This window comes from Endozoicomonas gorgoniicola, from assembly GCF_025562715.2.
GTDB lineage: Bacteria > Pseudomonadota > Gammaproteobacteria > Pseudomonadales > Endozoicomonadaceae > Endozoicomonas_A > Endozoicomonas_A gorgoniicola.
The window spans coordinates 2,575,100-2,600,050 of the sequence record NZ_JAPFCC010000001.1 but is presented as its reverse complement, the minus strand read 5'-3'; the positions used below and the strand labels follow the sequence as shown (position 1 = coordinate 2,600,050).

Annotated in this window: 26 protein-coding genes and 2 pseudogenes; 15 read left to right on the top strand and 13 right to left on the bottom strand. The window is 47.6% G+C overall.

Translation table 11 applies throughout. From position 1 onward, the window contains the following. Positions 1 to 22: 22 nt before the first annotated feature. Entirely contained in the window at positions 23 to 2,233 is a 2,211-nt protein-coding gene (recD2, locus tag NX722_RS11940) for an SF1B family DNA helicase RecD2 (RefSeq protein ID WP_262568169.1), read from the bottom strand. Between the two features lie 92 nt (positions 2,234 to 2,325). Here recD2 and NX722_RS11935 point away from each other — a divergent pair, with 92 nt between their 5' ends. Together NX722_RS11935 and NX722_RS11930 are read left to right on the top strand one after the other, a co-directional pair. Continuing rightward, positions 2,326 to 2,865, top strand: a complete 540-nt coding sequence (locus NX722_RS11935) for a hypothetical protein (protein ID WP_262568168.1) — start codon at positions 2,326 to 2,328, stop codon at positions 2,863 to 2,865. Between the two features lie 139 nt (positions 2,866 to 3,004). Beyond that, on the top strand, positions 3,005 to 4,720 hold the full coding sequence (locus NX722_RS11930; RefSeq protein WP_262568166.1) for an SWIM zinc finger family protein: 1,716 nt from the start codon (positions 3,005 to 3,007) through the stop codon (positions 4,718 to 4,720). A gap of 80 nt (positions 4,721 to 4,800) precedes the next feature. Here NX722_RS11930 and traF read toward each other — a convergent pair whose 3' ends face one another. Next, entirely contained in the window at positions 4,801 to 5,034 is a 234-nt protein-coding gene (gene traF / locus NX722_RS11925; protein ID WP_262568164.1) for a conjugal transfer protein TraF, read from the bottom strand. Positions 5,035 to 5,231: 197 nt separating this feature from the next. After that, positions 5,232 to 6,179, bottom strand: a complete 948-nt coding sequence (locus NX722_RS11920) for a phytanoyl-CoA dioxygenase family protein (RefSeq protein WP_262568162.1) — start codon at positions 6,177 to 6,179, stop codon at positions 5,232 to 5,234. Between the two features lie 167 nt (positions 6,180 to 6,346). On the opposite strand from NX722_RS11920, the gene NX722_RS11915 reads away from it, so the two are divergent. Further along, on the top strand, positions 6,347 to 7,237 hold the full coding sequence (locus NX722_RS11915; RefSeq protein WP_262568161.1) for an AraC family transcriptional regulator: 891 nt from the start codon (positions 6,347 to 6,349) through the stop codon (positions 7,235 to 7,237). 30 nt (positions 7,238 to 7,267) lie between these two features. On the opposite strand, the pseudogene NX722_RS11910 reads toward NX722_RS11915, so the two are convergent. Further along, positions 7,268 to 7,387: pseudogene (locus NX722_RS11910) on the bottom strand (IS1 family transposase); the annotation flags it as partial. On the opposite strand from NX722_RS11910, the gene NX722_RS11905 reads away from it, so the two are divergent. Further along, positions 7,387 to 7,626, top strand: a complete 240-nt coding sequence (locus tag NX722_RS11905) for a hypothetical protein (protein WP_262568762.1) — start codon at positions 7,387 to 7,389, stop codon at positions 7,624 to 7,626. The pseudogene NX722_RS11910 and the gene NX722_RS11905 sit on opposite strands and share 1 nt — an antisense overlap. Positions 7,627 to 7,631: 5 nt before the next feature. Here NX722_RS11905 and NX722_RS11900 read toward each other — a convergent pair whose 3' ends face one another. The 5 genes and pseudogenes from NX722_RS11900 to NX722_RS11880 all read right to left on the bottom strand — a co-directional run. Then, positions 7,632 to 8,060, bottom strand: a complete 429-nt coding sequence (locus NX722_RS11900; RefSeq protein ID WP_265442353.1) for a hypothetical protein — start codon at positions 8,058 to 8,060, stop codon at positions 7,632 to 7,634. Then, entirely contained in the window at positions 8,033 to 8,293 is a 261-nt protein-coding gene (locus NX722_RS11895) for a pyocin activator PrtN family protein (RefSeq protein ID WP_262568159.1), read from the bottom strand. The genes NX722_RS11900 and NX722_RS11895 overlap by 28 nt, the downstream gene beginning before the upstream one ends. 22 nt (positions 8,294 to 8,315) lie before the next feature. Further along, positions 8,316 to 8,498 (bottom strand): hypothetical protein, encoded by a 183-nt coding sequence (locus tag NX722_RS11890; protein ID WP_262568157.1) that lies wholly within the window; start codon positions 8,496 to 8,498, stop codon positions 8,316 to 8,318. A 78-nt stretch (positions 8,499 to 8,576) separates the two neighbouring features. Then, positions 8,577 to 9,536: a DEAD/DEAH box helicase gene (locus tag NX722_RS11885; protein WP_407648071.1), complete on the bottom strand. Its 960-nt coding sequence runs from the start codon at positions 9,534 to 9,536 to the stop codon at positions 8,577 to 8,579. 12 nt (positions 9,537 to 9,548) lie between these two features. Further along, a pseudogene (locus NX722_RS11880) lies at positions 9,549 to 9,668 on the bottom strand (hypothetical protein); the annotation flags it as partial. A gap of 417 nt (positions 9,669 to 10,085) precedes the next feature. On the opposite strand from NX722_RS11880, the gene NX722_RS11875 reads away from it, so the two are divergent. From NX722_RS11875 to NX722_RS11865, 3 genes are all read left to right on the top strand, one after another. Beyond that, entirely contained in the window at positions 10,086 to 11,984 is a 1,899-nt protein-coding gene (locus NX722_RS11875; protein ID WP_262568156.1) for an AAA family ATPase, read from the top strand. A gap of 354 nt (positions 11,985 to 12,338) precedes the next feature. Then, complete coding sequence (locus NX722_RS11870) at positions 12,339 to 12,809, top strand: RuvC family protein (protein ID WP_262568154.1); 471 nt, start codon at positions 12,339 to 12,341, stop codon at positions 12,807 to 12,809. Continuing rightward, the gene (locus NX722_RS11865) at positions 12,806 to 13,378 is read left to right on the top strand and encodes a hypothetical protein (RefSeq protein WP_262568153.1); all 573 of its coding nucleotides are present in this window, start codon (positions 12,806 to 12,808) and stop codon (positions 13,376 to 13,378) included. Before NX722_RS11870 ends, NX722_RS11865 begins: the two co-directional genes overlap by 4 nt. A 505-nt stretch (positions 13,379 to 13,883) precedes the next feature. On the opposite strand, the gene NX722_RS11860 is transcribed toward NX722_RS11865, so the two are convergent. Then, the gene (locus NX722_RS11860; RefSeq protein ID WP_262563789.1) at positions 13,884 to 14,912 is read right to left on the bottom strand and encodes an IS630 family transposase; all 1,029 of its coding nucleotides are present in this window, start codon (positions 14,910 to 14,912) and stop codon (positions 13,884 to 13,886) included. A gap of 343 nt (positions 14,913 to 15,255) precedes the next feature. On the opposite strand from NX722_RS11860, the gene NX722_RS11855 reads away from it, so the two are divergent. Then, the gene (locus NX722_RS11855; RefSeq protein ID WP_262563696.1) at positions 15,256 to 16,959 is read left to right on the top strand and encodes an IS66 family transposase; all 1,704 of its coding nucleotides are present in this window, start codon (positions 15,256 to 15,258) and stop codon (positions 16,957 to 16,959) included. A gap of 253 nt (positions 16,960 to 17,212) precedes the next feature. On the opposite strand, the gene NX722_RS11850 is transcribed toward NX722_RS11855, so the two are convergent. Continuing rightward, the gene (locus NX722_RS11850) at positions 17,213 to 17,725 is read right to left on the bottom strand and encodes a hypothetical protein (RefSeq protein ID WP_262568152.1); all 513 of its coding nucleotides are present in this window, start codon (positions 17,723 to 17,725) and stop codon (positions 17,213 to 17,215) included. Positions 17,726 to 17,744: 19 nt separating this feature from the next. Here NX722_RS11850 and NX722_RS11845 point away from each other — a divergent pair, with 19 nt between their 5' ends. Further along, entirely contained in the window at positions 17,745 to 18,980 is a 1,236-nt protein-coding gene (locus NX722_RS11845) for an ISL3 family transposase (protein ID WP_262563604.1), read from the top strand. A gap of 11 nt (positions 18,981 to 18,991) precedes the next feature. Here the strand turns inward: NX722_RS11845 and NX722_RS11840 are convergent, their stop codons facing one another. Beyond that, positions 18,992 to 19,255: a hypothetical protein gene (locus tag NX722_RS11840; protein WP_262568151.1), complete on the bottom strand. Its 264-nt coding sequence runs from the start codon at positions 19,253 to 19,255 to the stop codon at positions 18,992 to 18,994. Between the two features lie 283 nt (positions 19,256 to 19,538). Here NX722_RS11840 and NX722_RS11835 point away from each other — a divergent pair, with 283 nt between their 5' ends. Further along, complete coding sequence (locus NX722_RS11835; RefSeq protein ID WP_262563696.1) at positions 19,539 to 21,242, top strand: IS66 family transposase; 1,704 nt, start codon at positions 19,539 to 19,541, stop codon at positions 21,240 to 21,242. Between the two features lie 153 nt (positions 21,243 to 21,395). Here the strand turns inward: NX722_RS11835 and NX722_RS11830 are convergent, their stop codons facing one another. After that, entirely contained in the window at positions 21,396 to 21,737 is a 342-nt protein-coding gene (locus NX722_RS11830) for a hypothetical protein (protein ID WP_262568150.1), read from the bottom strand. A 367-nt stretch (positions 21,738 to 22,104) separates the two neighbouring features. Here NX722_RS11830 and NX722_RS11825 point away from each other — a divergent pair, with 367 nt between their 5' ends. From NX722_RS11825 to NX722_RS11805, 5 genes are read left to right on the top strand one after another with little or no spacing between them, the layout of a single operon-like run. Next, the gene (locus NX722_RS11825; protein WP_262568149.1) at positions 22,105 to 22,380 is read left to right on the top strand and encodes a hypothetical protein; all 276 of its coding nucleotides are present in this window, start codon (positions 22,105 to 22,107) and stop codon (positions 22,378 to 22,380) included. A 3-nt stretch (positions 22,381 to 22,383) separates the two neighbouring features. Continuing rightward, positions 22,384 to 22,809 carry an N-acetylmuramoyl-L-alanine amidase gene (locus NX722_RS11820; protein WP_262568148.1) on the top strand — a complete coding sequence of 142 codons (426 nt, stop codon included), beginning with the start codon at positions 22,384 to 22,386 and terminating at the stop codon, positions 22,807 to 22,809. Next, positions 22,806 to 23,174 (top strand): holin family protein, encoded by a 369-nt coding sequence (locus NX722_RS11815; protein WP_262568147.1) that lies wholly within the window; start codon positions 22,806 to 22,808, stop codon positions 23,172 to 23,174. Before NX722_RS11820 ends, NX722_RS11815 begins: the two co-directional genes overlap by 4 nt. A gap of 5 nt (positions 23,175 to 23,179) precedes the next feature. Next, positions 23,180 to 23,740: a ParB/Srx family N-terminal domain-containing protein gene (locus NX722_RS11810; protein ID WP_262568146.1), complete on the top strand. Its 561-nt coding sequence runs from the start codon at positions 23,180 to 23,182 to the stop codon at positions 23,738 to 23,740. Then, complete coding sequence (locus tag NX722_RS11805) at positions 23,719 to 24,798, top strand: GNAT family N-acetyltransferase (RefSeq protein ID WP_262568145.1); 1,080 nt, start codon at positions 23,719 to 23,721, stop codon at positions 24,796 to 24,798. The genes NX722_RS11810 and NX722_RS11805 overlap by 22 nt, the downstream gene beginning before the upstream one ends. Positions 24,799 to 24,951: the final 153 nt, after the last annotated feature.

Sequence of the window (24,951 nt, the reverse complement as noted above, 5' to 3'; positions counted from 1 at the left end):
CAGTTTCCAATGGGAAGTGAAATTATAAGCTTTGAAGGCGAGCCTGAAGGTTGGTCACCCGACGTGTAGATTTTACGGTTCGGGCAGCCATACCCACTGCTTTGGCTTGCCCCAGTAACACCACAAGCTGCTTGCCACGGGTAACGCCAGTATAGAGCAGGTTTCTTTCCAGTAACGTGTAATGTTGCATCGCCATGGGAATGACTACGCAGGGGTATTCCGACCCCTGGCTTTTATGGATGGTGGTGGCATAGGCGAGGGAGACTTCATCCAGCTCGTTGACCTGGTACAGCACTTCCCGCCCGTCAAAACTGATCATCAGTTCGCCTTCTTCTATATCTATGCTGATTACCCGACCAATGTCGCCATTAAACACCTCTTTATCGTAGTTGTTTACGGTTTGAATCACCTTGTCGCCGGGGGCATAAGTCCAGCCGTAGCGGGTGACTTTCGGGTGAGCATCGGGATTAAGGGCTTCCTGCAGGGCAACGTTCAGACTTCGGGCTCCCAGACCGCCACGGTTCATTGGCGCTAATACCTGAATATCGTTGACCGGATCAAAACCGAACTTCTGTGGCAGACGACGGGTGACCACCGCCATAAGCTTATGGAACAGTTCTTCCGGTTCATCTCCAGTCAGATAATAGAAGTCAGTGTCTTCATTTTTTTTCGCGGGCTTTGGAGGTTGGCCTCTGTTGATGGCATGGGCGCCGGTAATGATTTTGGACGTAGCGGCCTGACGGAAGATTTCAGTCAGTCTTGCCACAGGCACTTTGCCGGATTCAATCAGGTCACGCAGTACAGAGCCGGGACCCACAGAAGGCAGCTGATCGACATCGCCCACCAGTAAGACAGCACTGTTATCAGGCACCGCACGCAACAGCTGGTTCATCAGCACCACATCCACCATGGAGCACTCGTCGACGATCAGCAGATCGGTTTCCAGCGGGTTATCGGCGTTACGCTTGAAATCAAAGGCAGACGGGTCAAAGTCCAGAAGACGATGAATGGTGGTGGCTTCCTGGCTGGTAGATTCTGACAGACGTTTCGCTGCCCTTCCGGTCGGGGCGCACAGTGTCACATGGGCTCGCTTTGCCTGAATGATTTTCAGGATACTGTTGACAGTCGTCGTTTTACCAACACCCGGCCCACCGGTAATAATACAGACTTTGCTGCGAATCGCCTGTTCCACTGCCGTCTTCTGTGAACCGGATAGCCCAATGTCGTTTTTTGCTTCCACCCAGGGAATGGCTTTTTCCAGATCAATATCAGCCCAGAACGATTGACCGGCCAGCAAACGATTGATGTGGTTGGCAACGCCCTGTTCTGCCCGGTGCAGTGGTGCCAGGAACAGGCAGGGCTGCTCGTTGATGGTTTCAGGGGTTAAACGCTCTTCGTTTATTTCACACTGAATGGCTTCACGGATCGTATTCTCAGGAATGTCCAGCAGTTGTATCGCATCACTGACCAGAGCCTGATAAGGCCAGGCGCAATGGCCATCGCCGGAGAGTTCCTGCAACACATGCCGTACACCAGCCTGCGCCCGGATCAGGGAATCTCTGTCGATACCCAATTGTTGTGCCAGCTGGTCAGCGGTTTTAAAACCAATGCCGTGTATATCCAGTGCCAGCCGGTAGGGATTCTCCCGCACTTTCTCTACGGACTGGTCGCCATAGGTCTTGTAGATACGAACCGCTCTTGCTGTTCCGACACCGTGTGATTGCAGAAAGACCATGATTTCTCGAATCACTTTTTGTTCGGACCAGGCGGAGGTAATCTTCTCCCGTCGTTTTTTGCCAATGCCTTCCAACTCCATCAGGCGTTCAGGGTTTTCCTCGATAATATCAAACACCTGTTCGCCAAAGGCTTTCACCAGCCGTTTGGCAAAGTGGGGGCCAATACCCTTAACCATGCCCGAGCCCAGATACTTCTCTATTCCTTCCAGCGTATTGGGCGTGACGGTTTTAATCTGTTTGACCTTGAACTGCACGCCGTGCTTGTGGTCGTTAAACCAGATGCCGGATGCATCCACAAACTCGCCCGGGGTAACTGATGGCGTATTGCCTGTCATTGTCACAAGTTCCCGTTGACCTTTGCACTTTACCCGAATAACAAAAAAACCGGATGCTTCGCTATGGAAGGTGACTCGTTCTACAGAACCCTGCAGATGCACTATAGGCTGATGATCAGTCTGAGGGTGTTGTCGGATAGCTGAGGGTTCAGAGTGCTGCATAAAAAGGTTTGCTATAGTAATCGGGCTTCTAAAACCGGATACTAACAAACCTGTTATAATCAAACGACACTTGCCTGCTGTTAGGGGTGATAATGAATTATCGGGATATTCTTGAGACATTAAGTAATGCGTCTGCCTTTGACCTGTATCGACTGTCCTGTGCCATTGATCGGGAGATGGAGCGACCAGAGCATATTGTGGCTATTCAAAGGCAGATCAGACTGGGCCAGGTAATTCGGTACTTCGATGGTACAGAAAACCGCGAATATGAAGCCAGGGTGACTAAGTTCGGTCGCTCTCTCCTTCATGTTGAGCGAATTGACGATGGTCGCAGGTGGCGTATTCCTTATTATATGGTCAACCTTGGGGAGGTTGATGTATCCGTGAGCCAGCCGGGTAACGACAAGCCAATTACCGCTAATGACCTCTCCATCGGGCAGCAAATTGGTTTTTATGACAAGGAAAATCAGGAGCGATCCGGTGTTATTGAACGCATCAACCAGAAGTCTGTGTCAATCAGGACGGAAACAGGACGCTGGCGTGTGGCTTACTGTTACCTGTTTCCAGTGATTGAGGGCGATACCTTTGACGGTGCAGACCTTATCTCTGTGGCGGATAATGAAACGGCATAACCACAAGGCTGAGTATTCAAGGTGGGCAGAGGCTACAGTGATTCTTATGCTGACAGCGGGTTTATAAGGAAAACCTACACTGGTTCGACTATATCTATGGGCATGAACAATACCTTGAGTAGAAATAGTTGTACTTATTATGGACAAACCTGAGATTACCGATGCACTGCTCCTTGACCTTGCGGGAGAGCGTTCTTTCGAACGCGGCGAAGATTATTACCACCGGGGAGCCGTGGAAGAACTGAGCATTCGGGGCGGTCATGTCACTGCGGATGTTCAGGGCGGAGAAGCCTATGTCGTGCAGCTTGTTTATAACCAGGATGGTTTGCAGGGGAGCTGCGATTGTCCGGCATCTGATGGTGTTTATTTTTGCAAGCACTGTGTGGCAGCGGCCATGGTGCTGCGAGATCAGCTTTGTGAGCCGGAAACGCCAGATAAACCGGTCAGGCCCATCGCTCTGATTGAAACTTTCCTCCGCCAACAAAACAAAGAACAGTTAATCTCTGATTTACTGGATCTGATCGATAGTAACCGACAGTTGCGACATGAATGGCTGATTCGTGCTGAAAATAGGCTGGGAGGTATGGATAAGGCAACAGTACGCAAACGAATAACGGCTGCTATCCCCCACAACCAGTTTTGTTATTCCTTCAGCGAGGTGCGGGCTTATTTTGCCAATGTTGAACATTCTCTGGAGTTGTTGGCCGAATCCATCGACTATCTGCCACCGACAGACCAGATAGAGTTACTGGAATACGCACTTGAGCGCATTGTGAACACTCAGGACTCTGTCGATGATTCCGGCGGTTTCCGCTATGAATCCATCAACCTGATTCGCCAGTTATACCTTGATGCGTTTGAAGCTCTGGACTGGTCTGATGGAGAAAAGGCTGATCACCTTATCAAGCTGATGATCAATGATGATTACAACCTTTATGGTGATATTCCTGAAGACTATATCAAGGTTGTAAGCCCTCGTTGTATCGAGGTGTTTCATGAGAAAGTCCAGTCCCGATGGGATCAGCTCCCGCCACTGGAAACAGAGGACTGGGATGTCATCAGAGAGTATAAGGCGCTCCAGCGAGTATTGGAGCATGAAGCAAGCGCTCATAACGACACCGCTACCCTGATCTGGCTTAACCAGAAAGTAGCGAGGCATTTTCGTGATTTCCTGCAACTGGCAGAATGGAGCATTGAACTGGAGCAGTTTGATGAAGCCAGGTCTTTCATCGAGAAGGCTGCAAAGCAGAAATACGCCGATGATGCAGATATTCATGAAGTGAAGCAAAAGCTATTGCTGAAAACAGGAAAGGTCAGTGATGCGCTGGAAGCTCAGTGGCAGCAGTTTCAGGCCATACCTTCCTTTGCCAATTATCAGTCCCTGATAACGATTGCCGGGCAGGCTCAGAGCAAAAAAGACTGGAAGGCGATAAGTGTTGACTGGTTAAAACAGCAGCTGCCCGGTAAGAGTGTGTTTGGTAAGCAGCATTTATCGGGCACATTGATGAGTATTTATCTGGCTGACAGTGATACGGATGAGGCTTGGCAACTGTCCCGGAATTATGAATTTGATGTTTCTTATCTGAAGAAACTGGCAACCATGCTCGCACAGGATGTTCAGAGAGCTTCAACCCTCTATGTGCAGATGGCAGGACATTATGTGAACCAGACCAATAATAATAGTTACCGGCAGGCTATCGCTTTATTACAGGAGATGGCAGAACTCTCCAGGTCTTCTGAACATCAATCAAATATGGCAAAAGAGCTTGATCGGATGCGGGAAGAATTTCGGTTCAAGCGTAATTTCATCAAATGGTTGAATGAAGCTTTTCCGCTTCAGGAAACCGTGCAGTGATTATTCTGAGGTACTGTTGTGGGCATTGAAACCAATCCTGATATTGAAGAGCGTATCACCTTTAAAGAAGGGGGAGGAGGTCACTGTAACAGTTCGGTGGCATGCTCGAAGCCGAGGCTGTTTGGCAACTCCGGTATAGGATGACCGTCCGTTGAAATGGGTATCAGTTCAAAGCCGTACTCCATGCTCAGGAGTGAGATTGTTCTTGCCTGCACATGGCAAAGCGAGCAATTACCTCGATAGTAAAAAATCAACCCGGCTTTCTTTGCGATTTTTTTCAACACTGCCTCTCGGGCTAGTTTTGAGTGAATCATGCCACAACCCATCATAAACACAATCCGGTACCTCTTTACACAGATTTTACTGACGAGGCTCGAAAAATGGAGCCCACCATACTTTCACCCCCAAACTGTGCAACATGCTCGGCACACTCGATGAAAGCCGAAGCGGTTCGCCTGCTTCGGCTTTTTAATGCTTATCTGACCCCGCCAGACACAAATCACCCCTTTGACTAATAACTTTCTAAACCAAGCAGTCTTTCCCCAAGCGGCGTTAATTTCGCTTGTGGGTATTTAGTTTGCTCCCAATTGCGGGGATCACCCGGGAAAGCAAATCCCTGCGGTGGAAGGCGATCTTGCCAGGAACTAATGCGCCAGTCGCGGATTGATTGGTTATCTTCCTCAGCCGGTACCATAGAGATATATTGCGCCATGCGCACCTTATCAGATTGATTTGGTCGAATTCCATGAGGAAGCAAGCTATTAAAGATCAACAAGTCCCCTGCTTTCATAGAAATAAATTCCACTTCGAAACCGGTTAGGTCTGGTACATACGGGTCACGGTCAGCAGGCTGCGTTTTACGCCACTCTTCTAATTGACGATATAGCTCTGGCACACATTGGAAGCCCCCCGTTTCTTCATCAGTATCTGAGAGTGCCAGTACACCTTGGACGTTTACTGGTAATGGATCGAGCGAGGAATCCGCATCCCAATGCACAAAGCCACTGAACTTTCGTCCTGATTTGTTTGGCGGATTCAGGTTTGCGCGGTCGATAGTGACCCATAAGTTTTCCTGATCCCAAATATCAACAAAAGCGTTATATACATCTGGGTTCTGACGGTTATCCCACAGCACTTGGTTGTTGTAGCATTCCACCATGCCTGAGTTATTCAATTCGACCATAGCGTGGTCACGACGCTGAGCTTGATACCAGGTTTTCGAATCATTCGGATCCATTTCCTGAAACTCCCACAAGAAGTCCTGTGAACGTTTTACCGCTTCCTGAGAGATAATTTGACGAATCACCAAGTAGCCATTGTGCTGCCAAAAGTCGAACTGCTCTTGCGTTAACTTTTTCAAAGGCAGGGTTTTCTTGATGTCTTTTAGTTGTGCGGAATTGATGTTGGAAACAGTGTTATTACCGGGTGCGTTGTCGCCGAATCCATATTTGTTTTTCATAGTGACTGGCTCCTGTAGGGCTGATTATCATTGGTTTAACAGACGTTGAGCACGCCTAATTGTTCACATTCTGACAATAATTAATCCAATAAAGTGATACAAAAACAGCAAATACTGATACTTTAAAGTCAGTGAAAATCTCCCATAGAGACAGATTTGTATTACACATGAAAGCGCAATACGAAAAAGTTCCATACAACCAGGACAACTCTTGGCAACTGCTGATTCGGCATTTAGATGGGATTCCTTTTGAGTGGCACTTCCATCCTGAATATGAGCTGACCTTAACCTTAAACAGTAGGGGTGAGCGCTATATTGGCGATACCATCTCTGAATACGATGATTTCGATTTGGTGCTGCTAGGGCCGAATATTCCTCATTCCTGGCACTCACGAGCGAGTTTAGATCCAGACAAAGAACAAAAAGTGTATGTACTATGGTTTGACAAAGAATGGATAGATGAAGTCACTCGACTGTTTCCTGAATGCCAAGCCTTCAGGCGACTGTTGCAAGACGCACATCGAGGCATGCATTTTTCCAAGCGCCTGGCACAAAAATTATTGCCTCTGTTTGAAGAACTAGATGCGGCAACATCAATGCAAAGGCTCACTGTGATGTTGAGTATTCTTGATAAACTGAGTAACACGCCTGACTTTCAAGCCATCTCCGTGAATCAGATGTTGAATCGGCAAGACTCTGACAAGCGGCAGCAAAGATTACTGAATCAGTTACTCGAAGCGATCCATGACAAATACACCGAGCCCCTGTCCATTTCAGAACTGGCTTCCCTCGTCGGGATGAGCGAAAGCACCCTGGGTCGTTTTTTTAAGAAGATGATGGGGCAAAGCGTGAATCACTACATCACGCAGGTAAGGTTGGGTAAAGGCTGCTCGTTGTTGGTTCAAACCGACAAACTGGTATCCCTGATTGCGGAGCTTTCTGGATTCAACAACCTTTCGAACTTCAATCGGCTGTTCTTAAAATACAAGCAGCTTACGCCTAAAGCGTTCCGTGCGAAGTTCGCTCAGACCAGTTCCGAACCAGAAAAAAACGCATAGTCAAATGACTGTGCGTTTTTAGGTCACGTTTCAAACAGGTTGATACCACATCCGTGAGATGAACTCGCCAATCACCTTGTCGTGCAGTTCCTCTGAGCGAGAAAAGCAGATAGTTCTTCGGGTTAATCGTTTAAGGGGCTTTTCCAGAGTTGCGCTTTCACTCGTTCCAGCATGATGGCATCTCCCGGCTGTTTGAACAGAAAATGAGTATTCCGGAAGTAGCAATCAGAAGCGGGCATAAGACATGGGATAACCTGCGACGCTACACCCATTTGATCCATAAAACCCCACCAGACCTATGGAGTCGCTGCAAGGAAATGGAAGCTGAATTCTGGTCTGTCAATGAGCCGAAAGGTCGCCGGGAGAAGGCAATGTTCAAAGGAGAATAAGTAATTTATTCTGAAAACTGATCTGCTTGCGGCTGACAATCAAGAAATTGGTTCAGTCGCTCATTTTCAAGTTCTTGTAGTTCCTGCTGTACCTGAGCCTGTTCTGCTCGCACGTTGTCTAATTGTTGTTGAAACTCCTGAAGTTCCTGTAATGATTCGGCTTGTAATTGCAAAAGTGGTAATAATTTCTCCTGTTCTTCAGGTGTAAATTCCAACTCCTGAAGTATGCGTTGTCGCTCCTCTTTTGTAGACTGCAAGAGTTGCTGCAATAGTTCTTCAGGGGGAATCGCACTTGCTTTTTCTCCGAGGCTGAAAACCGTGAGAATGATAGCGATTGCAATGCTTTTCATGTTTGTTCGTTTTAATAAAAGTACTTTTGGGTCAGGTATAGCTGGTGAGTTGTACTTTATCCAGCTCCCTTGATTTTCTCCCACACTTTTGTGTACTCGTCATGCCGTGAATCCAGATAATCCGCCAGATCAGACAGCTTGATCATCATGGGGGATTTCCTGCTTTCAGTCATGCGAAGTACCGGCACTGGCAGCTTTTGTGCGGCTGCGGCTTCTTTGGCTTTTCGTTCGCAGAGGTTAAACAGCTCTTCACAAACATCTTCCAGCCGTACATAAGGCTTCTCATAACGGGCAAACAGCATCAGTTCAGTATTCATTACTCTCTCCTTATACTTGTTGTTAAAAGTCGAAGCTGGCGTCAAATACATCAGACTCCGCAGGTAGCATCGGTGTCTGTTTTGGTCGTTGACTGGTGTCGTCGTTGTATTCGCTGGGTGTGCCGGGTTTAGCGGTGAAGTCATAGCCTTTGATTCGGTGCCATTTGCCGTCCTGAATGACCTTGATCCGGCAGGGTTCACGCATATCTTTCTGGCTGTCTATGCGGTGGTACGCTTCGGCGGTTTTTTCCGGGACTGTCTTTTCTGTAAAACGGTTGAGCCACTACATCACCGCTTTCTGTCGGGCATAGCCACCATGCTCAAAACAAACCCATTCACGTACGGTTTCAAACCCGCAGCGATAAGTGACCTGCAATGAGGGCGGTTTGCCAAACTTTTCATGGATGTCGTAAAACAGCTCATCCACGTCCAGCCATTCCGGTTCGACCTGGCTGTTCAGCAGAGCCCCATTCGAGGCGTGACTGTCGTGTTTATCTTTGGCTGGAAATTCGTACTGGCAGGCAGGGCAAGTCCGCAGGCCAGCAAGCATCAACTCAAAGCACTCGGGGCATTCTTTAACCGGAGCGTCACCGGAACTTTTGCCTGACTTAATGCTGTCGGTACTGATCCGGTCAATGGGGCCATGTCGTTCAACATTGCCACCATAATCCAATACCAGAGGGTCGGCTTTTTCTGTGTCCGGGCTGATTCGCAAGCCCCGCCCCAGAATTTGCACATATAAACCCGGTGACTTGGTCGCTCTCAACAGTGCAATCAGGTCGGTGTGTGGAGCATCAAAGCCGGTGGTCAGAACGCTCTGGCTGGTAAGGGCGGTTATTTTTCCCGCTTTATAGTCCGCCAGTATGTTCTCCCGTTGCGGTTTGGGAGTGCGGCCGGTAATGCTTTCAGCAGTGATACCGGCTTCCACAAGCAATGACCGGGTTTGTTCCGCATGTGCCACCGAGACACAGAAAATCAGCCAGGCTCTTCGATCCCTGCCATAGTCGATAATTTCAGCCACAGCCTTTTCGGTGACATCGTTTTTCTGCACTGCCTGTTCCATATCGCTGGCTAAAAAGTCACCTCGACGGGTACGAACGCCTTGCAGCTCTATTTTCTCTTTACCGCCTTTTGAGCGTAGGGGCGACAGGTAGCCATGGTCAATTAATTGCTGGATATCGGTTTCGTAAGCAATGCTGTGGAACAAAGGGTTGTCGCCTTCGGTTAACAGCCCCTGTTTCATCCGGTATGGGGTGGCAGTAAAGCCAATGATTTTTAATGCCGGATTGATCTGCCTGAGATCATTCAGGAGCCGTGAGTACATGGTTTCCGAATGCTCATGATTGATCAGGTGGCATTCATCGACGATAACAAGATCAAAATGGCCAAGCGCCCTTGCTTTCGGTCATGGCAATATCCTTTTGCTGTTGGTGGTTGTGGTATCAGGGTTCGAGTGGTTTCAGGGACTCGCTGAGTTCCGGAACGGTGGAGACAGAAGCTTTCCCGTTACAGGTATTAACGAGCAGGTTGCCCATTCGAAACACCGACGGAATTTTCAGGGAAGGGTAGGCTTTCAGGTTCTCGGACTTGTCGAGCCGGTTAAACAACTGGTCGTTGTAGTCGAGAATGATTTCAGTGAGGGCTTCGTTCGCTGCTGAAAAAGCATTTCCAAAATGAAGCGGCTGTTATGGTCAACGCTGGTTCCGTACTGGACGCCGGACATGCTTAAAATCACGGACAAATCAGACGACGACCACCTTCTGAAAACCAATGAATAACAGGTAGCAGTGATATGGACGAGCTACCCGACACTACGGTCGATGTCTGGCAACTGAACGAAGCCGGGCTGTCGCTGATTCCTCTTGGATCGCCTTTTGAACTTCCGCCCCAGTGGTTTATTGATGGGCGCTGCAGTGGCGATCCGGACAAGGCAAAAACTGATTGGCCGAAATCCCCCAGAGTGCGCTGGAAAGACTTTCAACAGCAAGCCCCGACGGATGAGCAGATTGAGCAATGGACGAATCAGTGGCCACACACTAACTGGGCCATCGTCACCGGTTATAAGATCATTGTCGTTGATGCCGACAGTCAGGAAGCGGTCACTTTCATTGAAAACAGCCATGACATGACACGAACCCCTTTGCGAGTGGTCACCAGCCAGGGGAAGCATTTCTATTACCGGGCAAACCCGGACTTTGTCATTCGTAATGCGGTTAAGAAAAACAAGATCGATGTACGGGGTGAGGGTGGGTATGTGGTGGCTCCCGGCAGCACACATTCTGACGGCACCGTGTACCAGTGGGAAACCGATGACTACCTGAACATTAATGATGTGAATGATCTGCCCTGTCTGACCCCGAATGATATCGCCATCATCAACGGGTTCAATGGCAGTCATCAGGAACAGCAAGCACTGGGTAACCTCGGTTTTTCAGCGAATCAGTACTCACTACCGCACGACGGCGGCAATTTATCGGAAGGGGAAGGGCGCAACAACGCCGCAGCGAGCATGGCGGGGCAACTGATCAGGCAGGGCTACTCGTTGCAGGAGATCAAGGCGATTCTGGATCAGTGGAACGCTGACAACCATCCACCCCTGCTACCCACCGAATTGAACACAACCATTGCCAGCATTGTCCGAACTCATTTGAACAATCATCCCGACACCGGCATTGCTGTTGTCCCTGACCCGGACATCAGGCCAGCTTTTGCCTTCAGTCATGTCAGGGAGTTGATTCAGGCCGCCAAACCGATTAACTGGCTGGTGAAAGGCTTTCTGGAAATGGACAGTTTATCACTGATGTTCGGGGAGCCGGGCTGTGGCAAATCCTTTGCGGCGATTGACCTGGCCTGCTGCGTGGCAACGGGCAGCGAGTGGCATGGTCAGGCAGTTAAACGACCGGGGTCAGTTTTTTACATTGCCGGGGAAGGTTTTAACGGGCTTTCCCGTCGTTTAATGGCCTGGCAGCAAGTGAATGGTTACAACCTTCGTACTGCGCCTCTGTATGTTAGTCAGTGCTCGGCCTCTTTTACTGACCTGGCTAATGCTCGAATAGTGAGTGACAGCATCGAGCAGATCATAGAAGAAACCGGCGGCGTGATTCCTTCCCTGATTGTTATTGATACCCTGGCGAGAAATTTTGGTGCCGGTGATGAGAACGCCACCAAAGAGATGAACCTCTTTATCAATCATATCGACCAGCTGTTACGGCAGAAATACGCCTGCTTCGTGTTGATTGTCCATCATACCGGGCTGGGCAACAAAGACCGGGCAAGGGGTAATAGTGCGTTAAAAGGTGCGCTGGATGCCGAGTACGCTGTGGTGAAATCAGACGACGAACTGACCATAACCGCCAAAAAGATGAAAGATGCGGACGAGCCAGAGCCGATGAGCTTTTTGTTTGAATCGGTCAAATTGCCGTTTGCTGATGAAGACGGCGAGCAACAGGTCAGCTGTGTGCTGACCTATTTCGATAAGCAGGCAGCGGGTTTAGTGAAATCCATAGAAGCCGGTAAAAAACAGGGTGAAATACACCTTGGCGACAAACAGGTCTGCATCATCAAAACACTGAACCGGCTGGTCAAGGAAGCGAGAGATACGCTGGCGAGGGACGGGCGTGATCCGACGGGAGCCCATATCGAAGTCAGGGGCTTGAGAAAAGCCTGTATCGATGCCGGAGTCATGACCTAAAAAAACTGGGGGCGCACTTTTAATGCGCTGGTTGACCGGGGTTTTCTGGATATACAGGAACCGTTTGTTTCGGTTTCAGAAAAAGGGCAACAGGCTGTTACCGGGGCTTAAAAAAGCCTCAAACCCATAGAGGTTGAGGACGATAATTTTTGGATTTCCTCAACTGACCTCATAACCCCTTGTTTTTTTGGGATAAAAGCAAAATTGGGTGCCTTTAGCCGACTCCTCACCTCCTCCCTTCCTTTCTTAAGAAAGGGAGGGCGGGATGAGGGGAGGGAAGCACGAAGACAAAAAGGGCTTTGAAGAAAAGCAGTTTTAGAGAAGAGTCCAGAGAAAAATTCAGGGAAGAAAATAATGAATGTGATTATTGGGATAGACCCCGGATTGACCGGAGCCATAGCGATTCTGAACAGCAGTGACCAATCCATTATCCGCCTGGAAGATATGCCGGTGATTCCCGACGGCAGAAAAAAGAAAGTCAGCGGTCATGGCCTGAAGCAAATCCTTGGCATTCACTCCAGGCACGAAATCGATATGGTTTATCTGGAACAGGTAGGCGCCAGGCCGGGGCAAGGCGTGGTGAGCATGTTCAGCTTTGGCAGATCGGTAGGGGCGGTTGAGGCTGCCGTCAGTGTGATGGGGTTGCCACTGACGTATGTATCACCACAAAAATGGAAACGGGCAGCAGGACTGCTACGGGCAGACAAGGACGCCAGCCGGGGCAGGGTGTTAGACCTGTATCCGTCAGCTGACGTGTTGAGGAAAAAAGATAATGGACGAGCCGACGCTGTGCTCATCGCACGCTACGGGAGCCAGAGCGCATGAAATTTCTATCCGCACGACAGGCGATACACGACGCTTATGCCACCAACCTGACCAGCAAAGGGTTTGAGATTAATCCGGTGAGTTTTCGTTCTTCAGGCAACACCCGTAAGCAGAGTAACGACAGCCGTATCTGTCATACGGTGGAGGCGGGGATTGTGATTGCCGCTGTGGAAGGTCTGGAAGAACCGTTCCGGTCATGGGCAAAGTGGGCGTATGGGCCGAGGACGCAGGAGTTTTTGCCGGAACAGAACCGGTTTTTTCGGTGGTTGGATGAGGATGTTGACCGGCGGTTGGGTGAGAGTGAGAGACAGTATCGGAATTCCACTCGGCAAAAAATCAAAGACGTGGTGGCATACAGTGTCATGGACTACAGGAGCTATATCATCAGCGAAAGACACCTGTATCCCGTCAGCCTGATTATTAATCGATGCAAAATTATCCGGCAAAACTGGAAGCGTGATTTTGAGCCATGGCACCAGCTCTATTGGCAGTTGTGTGATACCTATTTTGATCAGAACTGTTTGGCTTCGGTGGCTGAAGTTATTGGGAGGTTTCGGGGGGGGGTATGATCTGAGTAGTGAGGGTGGCAGTGGGTAATTGGGTGAGCATGGGGTGTTTGCATGGTATGTATAAGGATGGGGAGAGCTGGAGAGAAGCCAGCTCTTATCCGGTTTAGGCAAAAACTTCTCTGGTTTCACTTGTAATAAAATTTATGAATTCTTCTTCCCACTTCTTCATTCGCATTGTCTTTGGGTGAGGAGTTCGATAGGTTAGTTTAGGGAGATATTTGTGTGATAACCTGCAAAAATGCTTTTCTGACAATCCATCAATATCTTGAAAAGATATATTGTCAAATAGATTTTTTAAACGGTTATCATATTTGTGATTTGTATAGAACAAACATATATCTGGCTTGATTGTTTGTATTTCTGCATGGAGTAATGAATCAAATTTTGGAATTTCATTTAATACATCTCCCTTTGGCGCACCGCCATTTTGATCAAAGCGATTAATGTTTGACCAGGCACATGAGTGGGGTTCAATACCTATTACCCTTTCAATCTTTCTAAGTAGTCATGCATACGAAATCATATATTCCTGACCGACCCCATCAAAAACTCGCTTTACCTCTTTCTCAAAGCCTCTGAAATTCACAATTGATAATATATCGATCCATTCATATTTAGCCTTATCCCATAGAATCTCAATCAGGTTGAGCTCGGGAGAGTATGTGGGGAGAAATAAAACAATCATTTTTTTCTCAAGAATCCAGTCATCAATTCTTGCTCGGAACGCTTTACTGGTGTGAATGCTGGCATTATCAATAATGACCACAGTGTAACGATCATCTCCTCCGTACTCTGGAGCTGTCATCTGATAGGCAAAATAGTCGAAAATATCAATGACTGTCTTGCTATCAACTGATCCAATTACAGGGTAATAAAACAGTTCACAGGAACGGTTCATAAACCCCAGAACATTGATTCTTTTACTTTTTACTGAAGGTATACGGAGCTGTTTGCCTTTCTCCTGCCAGCCATAAGGTACGCAAGGCTCCTGACTAAACCCTGACTCGTCAAAATAGAACAAATTAATTAAACCTTTATCTTCAGCTTCTTGAGCATCTTTCAATGCTGCCTTACTACGCTGAAACTGCTCCTCATCTCTTTTATGCTTGCATGATTTACGGAGTCTTTTGTAAACCATCCCCAGCTTTTTTATTATTCTACCTATTGTCGTCTTTGATGCGGATTTGCCTGTTTCCTCTTCGATTTTGGATTGGACATATGATATACGGCGGGGTTCCTTAGCCACCAGTTCTTTAATGCGCAGTTCTTCTTCAGAATTGTAAATAGGTTTCTTCCCTCCGTCGTGTGTTTTGTATAGCCCTCGAATACCATAATCCTCCCAGTCATCAAGCCAGCGTGATACCGTCTGGTACTGAACCTCAAAGATATCGGCAATTTGAGCCATAGGAAAGCCACGAGAGCTGAGCAGTACAGCGTGTGCTCTTTCTCTGACATAGGGTGTTGGGCCATGACTCCTGGCGATCTGCAGGGTTTCTCTAATGGCCCCATCTGTGATAGGTAAAACGGTTTTCATTTTCGTTGAAGCAGTAACGCAGGTGTTGTTGGTGATAGCTGGAGTATAATCACTACACTGAGCGCTGCCGGTAGAATTGGAATAACTATTTTTAGTAACCGGACGGTCAAAAATATTCGATAGCTAATTTATAACTACTTAGTTACATTCCAGAAAGGAGAACTTCTATAATTTTCTCCAACATTAAAGTCTTCATAACAGGCAATTTGTGCATCCAGATCAGAGTATTTGGCTTCCCAGCCATATGTTTCTTGACCAATAATCGTAACTGCTCAAAATTGACTGGCAAATCAACCTCTACAGGTCAAAGAAAGTTATCCTGATCTTTCGTATATTTCACCGTATGCACCTGCCTGACTCACTATTCTCCAGTACAGACAATGAACAGTTGCGTTCATTCGTCAAAAACCTTCTCGACACGGTCGAGAAGCAATCTGTGCAAATTGAAAGGCAGCGCGTTCAGATCGAACAGCTGGTCGAAGAGAACGAACAGCTTCGAGCAGAAATTCGCCACCTGAAGAAGCACAAGGGCAAGCCTAAAATCAGGCCTAATGTCTCGGACAAGGGCGATGATCAGGAAGACAGCTCTTCTGCGGAAGACACTGATCAGGCTGCCGGGAAAAGTGACACTGATCGTCCGCCGAAAAGTAAACGACCACGATCACAAGAAGCCGGTGAAACCGCTGCACCACCAATGACTGTTGACCGAGAGGAAATCTGTTCAATCGCTGCTCCCGGTGAGAACTGGCGCTTCAAGTGCTATATCGACTTTTTCCATACTGAGCTGGACTTGCGTTTTGTCACTACTCGCTACAGGCGTGAGTATTACACAACTCCGGAAGGCGGGGTGTCAGCCCCGCTACCTGATCATGTGAAAGACCGTTTTGGCGACAACCTGAAAGCCCATCTGCTGGATTTTTATCATTCATGCAGTACGACACAGCCACTACTGCTATCTTGGCTGCACGACCATGGATGCTCAATATCAGAAGGTTCCCTGAGCAACATCCTGACGAAAGGCCATGATATTTTCCACCAGGAAAAAGAAGAATTGCTGGAAGCAGGGCTGACTTGCTCTGATTATCTCCAGGCCGACGACACAGGTGCTCGCCACCAAGGAAAAAACGGCTACTGCCTGTTTATCGGCAACCCTTATTTTTCCTACTTCCATAGCAGCGACAGTAAGAGCAGGATTAATTTCCTGGGCTGTCTGCAAGGGCAGCAGCGGCTTTATCTTCTCAACGACGTTGCCATTGACTACATGGAGAATCAGGTTGATGTGTCGAAGAAGTGGATCACTGCGCTATCCGAATGCGGCGAGAAGCGTTTCTCAACAGAAGAAGAGTGGGAGAGCTTCCTTAACAGCATTGGTTGTGCTGCCCCGCAACAAAGGCGCTGGGCGACAGAGGGTGTTTTAAAGGCCGCATTGATGCTCAATCATCGCCTTGAGAACCTGATTATCCATAGCGATGGAGCCCGGCAGTTTGATACAGCCTTTCAGCATTCGCTGTGTTGGTACCATGCGGGAAGAAACATGGACAAGCTGATACCGGCCAATGACCTGGAACGAGCCGCCCGTGACACCGTGCAGGATCAGTACTGGTGCCTCTACGACGACATTGAGGCCTACCAGAAAAAACCAACGGACAAGGAGAAACAGAAGCTCTACCAGGAGTTTGATCGTTGGGTAACACAGCGGGTTGACTACCCTGCCTTGCAGGCTGAGTTGGGCAAACTGATGGTTGTCAGGGAAGAGCTGTTATTGGTTCTTGAGTATCCGTGGCTGCCACTGCACAACAACCTGAGCGAGAGGCAGATCAGAGAGTATGTGAAACGGCGAAAGGTTAGCGGTGGTACCCGGAGTAAACTTGGGAGGAAATGCCGCGACACCTTTGCCAGTTTGAAAAAGACCTGTAAACAACACGGGGTGTCCTTTGCCAACTATCTCAGGGACAGGCTGACTGGAACCAATCTGATTCCGCAGCTGGGGCATCTCATCCTGAAGGCATCAGGCTATCAGGAAACGGTTCTTGCCAATGGAATATGAGCAGTTACCAATAATCATAAGTTTTATTTTTTGATCATAGTATGACTTTGGAGCCATAAGAAGCGGGCCGTGTAAGTTTTCATCACTAAACTTATCTGTGAAAGCAATTATTTGCTGTAATGATTCTTGGTAAGTGTTTTTTAGTATCTGATTCTGGTTAATCATTGTATATGCCTGAAAAATTTTCTTAATATCAAATTACAGCTTTGTAGTGTATACGGAATTACCCTTCGTCTAACGCTAAAATCAGATATCACCGAAAGCAGTTATCTGGATTTTTTGTTAGCAGCTGTACCATATTTCTTTTTAAGTCATTTGTGAAACCACCATAGTATGCTGGATGATATGTTCTGATAGAGGTTTCAGGTAAATCAGTAGATGATATTTTTGCTAGCTGCCTTGTGGTGAAGGAAGAACCAGAATTAGCTAATCGCATATCTGGGAAATGGAATTTTATGTCATGATCTCGGTTTGGGCCGGTGAAAAATAGGACAATATCAGGCTTGATTATTTCAACCTCATCACGTATGACTGGAAAATAATTTCTCTCAATGCTTCTTAGCTCTGGAGATACTCCTGTTGTACCAGCTCTTCCTATTTTAGATATATTGTTCCATATATAAGCTATTTCTTTTTCAGGATATATTTTTTTTAACTCTTTTTGAACATATCGAAAGGCTTTCCAAAAGGCACTCTTATTATAACCACCATAAAATTTTTGGCTCTTCCTCAATTTGAGTGGGTGATTTATTATATTCTGAAGCACTCAATGCAAGGATGCACCGATGCGTGATAAGCAACTCTATTCTCAAATACTGGGTATTGAGTCTCCTTGGTTCGTTTCTGAAGTTGAATTGTCATTACAGGATCAACAGGTTCGGGTATTCATTGAACACAATGGTAAAAAGGCCTGCAAATGCAGTGTTTGCGATAAGCCCTGCTCTGGCTACGACCACATCACTCAGAAGTGGCGTCATCTGGATACCTGTCAGTTTCAGACTATTCTAGTTGCCAGGGTTCCACGGACCCAGTGCCCTGAGCATAAGGTGTTAGCCATCAATGTGCCCTGGGCTGAATCTGACTCTCGATATACAGCTCTGTTTGAAGCCCTTGTTATTGACTGGCTAAAGGAGGCAACTACGAAGGCAGTTGCACGACAAATGAAGCTTGGTTGGAATGCCATAGACGGTATTCAGCAGCGTGCAGTGAAGAGAGGACTGGCTCGTCGTGATGCTAAGCCACCAAAACGAATCGCTGTTGATGAAACCTCATTTCAAAAGCATCATGAATACGTCACAGTGGTCACTGACCACGACCAAGGCGTTGTTATTCACGTTTCTGATGACCGTAAAAGTGACAGTCTCAACGAGTACTTTGACACACTGCCCTATGACCATAAAGAGGGGATCGAATGCGTGACGATGGACATGTCCAAGGCTTACATCAAGTCAGTCAGTGAGAATGTTCCAGACGCAGATCAGAAGATTGCATTTGATAAGTTTCACGTTGCTCAGTCTCTGGGTAAAGCTGTCAACAAGGTTCGGATAGAAGAGAACAAAGCCCTTGTAAACCAAGGTGTAGAGCTGCTTAAGGGGACTCGCTACGACTGGCTGACTAACCCTGAAAACATGTCTGAAGAGCAGTGGGATAACTTCGAACCACTGAGAAACTCGACACTTAAAACAGCTCGCGCCTGGGCCATCCGGCAAATGGCAATGAGCTTATGGAATTACAAGTCCAGAGCTTGGGCAATCAAGGCCTGGAAGAGGTGGCTATGCTGGGCGCAGAGATGTCGGCTTGAGCCCATAAAAGAAGTTGCCAGAACGGTCAAAGAGCACTTGTGGGGTATCATCAACGCTATTGTCCTTGAGGCTAATAACGGTCGAGCAGAGGGAGTGAACAGCAAGATTCAGAGTTTGAAGAATCGGGCTTGTGGCTTTCGAAACCGTGAAAGATATAAGACAGCGATCTACTTTCATCTTGGAGGCTTGGACTTGTACCCCACTGGCGTACATCGTTGAAAACTACCCACTTAAAACAGGGAAGAACCAAATTTTTCTTTAATGAAAAAATTATTATATTGAGTCATTCCTTTTTCTATAGATTTATGAATGCCTTGTTCTTCTCCCCATCCCTTTGTTTCCTGGCCAAAAATCATGATTTTTAGGTCGGCTTTATCTAGTTTTTGTGAATCAATATCGATTAAAAAAGGGTTGGCAAAATTATTCTTATGATCAAGGTTTTTAAATAATTCATTCCAGTATTTGGAATAAATGTCATACAGTTTTTTATTCATTCTTGTTTCCTTTTACTGCTGTTGATCCAAGCTGCTTAAGCCGCGTGCCGAAGGCACGCTGGGCGGAGGTGCACTTACTCCATATCAAGCGCATCTAACAGACTGTCAATTTTTGGGTATTCACCAGGCATTATAGAGTTAGATACTAATATTACTGATAAAGCATCTCTCACGTCACGTCGTTGCTCTTTGGGAATGTCTACTGTAACTGCTCAAAATTGACTGGCAAATCAACCTCTACAGGTCAAAGAAAGTTATCCTGATCTTTCGTATATTTCACCGTATGCACCTGCCTGACTCACTATTCTCCAGTACAGACAATGAACAGTTGCGTTCATTCGTCAAAAACCTTCTCGACACGGTCGAGAAGCAATCTGTGCAAATTGAAAGGCAGCGCGTTCAGATCGAACAGCTGGTCGAAGAGAACGAACAGCTTCGAGCAGAAATTCGCCACCTGAAGAAGCACAAGGGCAAGCCTAAAATCAGGCCTAATGTCTCGGACAAGGGCGATGATCAGGAAGACAGCTCTTCTGCGGAAGACACTGATCAGGCTGCCGGGAAAAGTGACACTGATCGTCCGCCGAAAAGTAAACGACCACGATCACAAGAAGCCGGTGAAACCGCTGCACCACCAATGACTGTTGACCGAGAGGAAATCTGTTCAATCGCTGCTCCCGGTGAGAACTGGCGCTTCAAGTGCTATATCGACTTTTTCCATACTGAGCTGGACTTGCGTTTTGTCACTACTCGCTACAGGCGTGAGTATTACACAACTCCGGAAGGCGGGGTGTCAGCCCCGCTACCTGATCATGTGAAAGACCGTTTTGGCGACAACCTGAAAGCCCATCTGCTGGATTTTTATCATTCATGCAGTACGACACAGCCACTACTGCTATCTTGGCTGCACGACCATGGATGCTCAATATCAGAAGGTTCCCTGAGCAACATCCTGACGAAAGGCCATGATATTTTCCACCAGGAAAAAGAAGAATTGCTGGAAGCAGGGCTGACTTGCTCTGATTATCTCCAGGCCGACGACACAGGTGCTCGCCACCAAGGAAAAAACGGCTACTGCCTGTTTATCGGCAACCCTTATTTTTCCTACTTCCATAGCAGCGACAGTAAGAGCAGGATTAATTTCCTGGGCTGTCTGCAAGGGCAGCAGCGGCTTTATCTTCTCAACGACGTTGCCATTGACTACATGGAGAATCAGGTTGATGTGTCGAAGAAGTGGATCACTGCGCTATCCGAATGCGGCGAGAAGCGTTTCTCAACAGAAGAAGAGTGGGAGAGCTTCCTTAACAGCATTGGTTGTGCTGCCCCGCAACAAAGGCGCTGGGCGACAGAGGGTGTTTTAAAGGCCGCATTGATGCTCAATCATCGCCTTGAGAACCTGATTATCCATAGCGATGGAGCCCGGCAGTTTGATACAGCCTTTCAGCATTCGCTGTGTTGGTACCATGCGGGAAGAAACATGGACAAGCTGATACCGGCCAATGACCTGGAACGAGCCGCCCGTGACACCGTGCAGGATCAGTACTGGTGCCTCTACGACGACATTGAGGCCTACCAGAAAAAACCAACGGACAAGGAGAAACAGAAGCTCTACCAGGAGTTTGATCGTTGGGTAACACAGCGGGTTGACTACCCTGCCTTGCAGGCTGAGTTGGGCAAACTGATGGTTGTCAGGGAAGAGCTGTTATTGGTTCTTGAGTATCCGTGGCTGCCACTGCACAACAACCTGAGCGAGAGGCAGATCAGAGAGTATGTGAAACGGCGAAAGGTTAGCGGTGGTACCCGGAGTAAACTTGGGAGGAAATGCCGCGACACCTTTGCCAGTTTGAAAAAGACCTGTAAACAACACGGGGTGTCCTTTGCCAACTATCTCAGGGACAGGCTGACTGGAACCAATCTGATTCCGCAGCTGGGGCATCTCATCCTGAAGGCATCAGGCTATCAGGAAACGGTTCTTGCCAATGGAATATGAGCAGTTACTGTCTACTAAACTTCTGAGAGATAAATCATTTAACAATGGTTCTACCTGAGATGGTGATAAGTCCCGGTTGTTTGATAAAATTTCTAAAAGATCATTAAGTTTGCATTTTACAATACTCATAATTGCCTCTATACAACAGTTAAATCAATATGATTTTCCAGTATCTCGGAATTTTTCAATTTCCGAAAATGAAGAACTTCTTGTTATTGTTCCGCCGTGAACTGCACAGTAATCAGTATTCCAAACCTTATTAAACCGCCTACTTCTGGTTTTGACTTTTACAACTCCACGATAAACAGACGGTTCAAAGGTTAGATCTGTAAGTATTTCAGATTCACTTTTCCCGCTAAAATCTTTTGTAGCCTCAATAGTCATTTTTATACATTGATTGACCGTAATTTGACCTAGTGAGCCATCACTTTCGAAGGCTGAAGCGTGTGAGGAAATCAATATAGTTGCGCAAACAGCGAGAGGTAATAACTTCATATTTACTTTTACAAATTAAAAAAGGTTAGTTTTCTGATTATACGGTTCCAAACTCCAGCGATGTCATAGAGCAAGTGTTTTCTATTGGTTAGGTGACTTGTTGTACAACTAACTTTTAGTATACGTACCAGTACACATAATGCTCAAAACCCGCCTTTCACAGAACAGGACACTATAATACTCAAAAATTTAAAATATTTTTAAGTAAAGTAAGGAAAGCCTGACTTATATCATTAAAAACACCAAGCTCTTGCCAACGATTACAAAATAAGCCATCATTTCCCACAATCACCAAAGCCTCACTCTTAACCGATGTGGGGCTTTTTTATTGCCCGAAATAGCCCTTATTCCCCACCATAGGCCGCTTATGCAAGACATCTCCGACAGACTGGATCGGATTGATGTAAAGCTCGACAAGTTAAGTGAAGCCGTCTCCCAACTTGCCCGTATCGAAGAACGCATTGCTCATCAAACTGAAGGCATGAATCAGCTGGATTCACGTCTGAACGATATGGAAACTCGCATTCGTGCCCTGGAACTGCAAAGCAGCTCCCGGGGCATCATCATTGCCCATATTGAACGGTTCGGCTGGATTCTGGTGACTTCGCTGGTGGGCGTTGGGGCTTATTTACTGAAGGAGTGAGTGATGAAGCCAAGGACGGCGACGAATTTTATTGTGATTCACTGTTCAGCGACCCGGGAAGATCAGGACTGTACTGTCGAAGATATAAGGCACTGGCATGTGGTCGAACGACACTGGGGCGATATTGGCTACCACTGGGTGATTGAACGCAGTGGCTTGGTGCAGCCGGGTCGCTCGCAGGACGTCATCGGCGCACATGTCAGAGGCCACAATCATGACAGCATAGGCATTTGTCTGGTGGGTGGGTTAAGCCAGGACAACCTGCCGGAAGACAATTTCACCCAGGAACAGATGCTCAGTCTGGAAATGCTGGTGAAGTCCCTGCAACTGCGGTATCCGTCTGCAAAGGTGGTGGGGCATTCGTTTTTCAACCCCTATAAATCCTGCCCGGTTTTCAGTGTGGAAGACTGGCTGGAGGAACTGTCATGAGCTGGGCAACAGCGATTCCACTGTTAGGCACCCTGATTGACCGGGTGCTTCCCGACAAAGCCAGGCAGGATCAGGCGAAACAGGAGCTGGCCAGCATGATTGTCAGCGGTGAACTGAATGAGCTGGCAGAACGTGCCGGAGTCATCAAAGCAGAAGCACAGGGCGATAGCTGGTTGCAGCGGTCATGGCGTCCTATTGTCATGCTGGTATTTACCGGGTTGATTGTTGCCCGCTGGCTGGGCTGGTCAGCACCGGATTTGTCTGAAGCGGTGGAGCTGAAACTGTTTTCTATTGTTCAGCTGGGTATTGGCGGTTACATCGCCAGCCGGGGGATTGAAAAGGTGGTGGATAAGGTCAGGAGATAAACAGGATGACAGCGAAAAAATACAAGCTGGTGGACAAGAAAGTCGGTGACCTGATCCCCTATGTGAACAATTCCCGGGTTCACGACGATGAACAGGTGATCCAGATTTGTTCTTCCATCAGGGAGTTCGGGTTCACCAATCCGGTGTTGATTGATGAGGATAACGGCATTATTGCCGGTCATGGCCGTTTAATGGCGGCGAAAAAACTTGAGCTGAAAACCGTTCCCTGCATCATTCTGGCGGGTTTGTCAGACGCTCAAAAGAAAGCCTATGTGATTGCGGATAATGCCATTGCCCTTAATTCCAGCTGGGATATGGATAAGCTGTCGCTGGAAGTCGAAGCCCTGCAGGCTGAGGACTTTGATCTGGAGGTGTTGGGGTTCAGGGATGATTTTCTGGTCTCCCTTTACGATGAACCGCCACAACCGGATGAGCAGGAAAAGCCGGAAGAACAGTACTCTGAAATCTTCAATATTATCGTGGAGTGTGACAGCGAAGACCATCAGCAGGCCATCTACGACGAACTGACCGGGAGGGGATACAAATGCCGAGTGCAAAGTTTGTAGTGGAGTCCAGGATAAAGCCTTCTTTCAGAACCGAGAAGGTGAAGGGGATGTTTGATATCAACTTCGATACGGTAAAGAAAGAATTTGATGTTGATATTCCCATTGAGGACAAACCGTGGAATATCGGCCTGATTGTCGGTGCCAGTGGCTCCGGGAAAACGACCATCGCCAAACAGGTGTTCAGCGACTATGAACTGTTCACCGGGTTTGACTGGTCAGATCGGGCAGTGGTAGATGATTTCAGCGAAGGGTTGAGCGCAAAGCACATCACGGAATCATTGAGCAAAGTGGGTTTCTCTTCACCGCCGGACTGGTTGAAGCCCTTTGCGGTGTTGTCCAATGGTCAGAAAATGCGGGCGGAACTGGCGAGGCTGATTCTGGAGTCCGACAAGCCGGTTATCTACGATGAGTTTACCAGTGTCGTTGATCGCAATGTTGCCAGGATCGGCAGTGCCGCTATCCAGAAATACATTCGCAAAGAGAATAAGCAGTTTATCGCTGTTAGTTGTCACTACGATATTATTGAATGGTTACAGCCGGACTGGGTGTATGACTGCAACAGTCACACCTTCAAACGGAGGCGTCTTCGACGACCCAAAATCATTGTCGATGTTCGCAAAGCGCAGCAATCCGAATGGGAAATATTCAGGCCGTTTCACTATCTGAGCAGTGTCCATAACCGTTCAGCTCATAAATACATTGCCGAGATTAATGGCGAGCCGGTTGGCTGGTGCAGCATCCTGCATTTTCCTCATCCAAGTAACCCCAAACTGAAACGGCTGCACCGAACCGTCGTGTTGCCGGATTATCAGGGGCTGGGTTTGGGCTTTCAGTTGCGCTGTTATATTTGTGAGCTGTACAGCAAGCAGGGGTTCAAAATCAACACCGTCACCACCTCACCGCCGCTGATCCATGCCATGAATAAATCACCGAAATGGAAAATGACCCGCAAGCCCGGGCGGGTCTCGAAACCGGCGACGTCTATTCTCTCCAAACACTCTTACGAGCGTTTGACCGCCTCGTTTCAATATGTAGGCGAGAAAAACGAAGGTTCCTGAGACCTTCTGTGCTTTGCGGGTACGAATGGGCGCAGAGTTGGGTTAGTGACAGACCTGAAAACGAGGTATACAACGGTATACACTTTGGCATTAAGCGGTTGATCTTCTGAAGAAAAAACCGGTTTTAAAATGGCGAAACAGGTATACATTTTG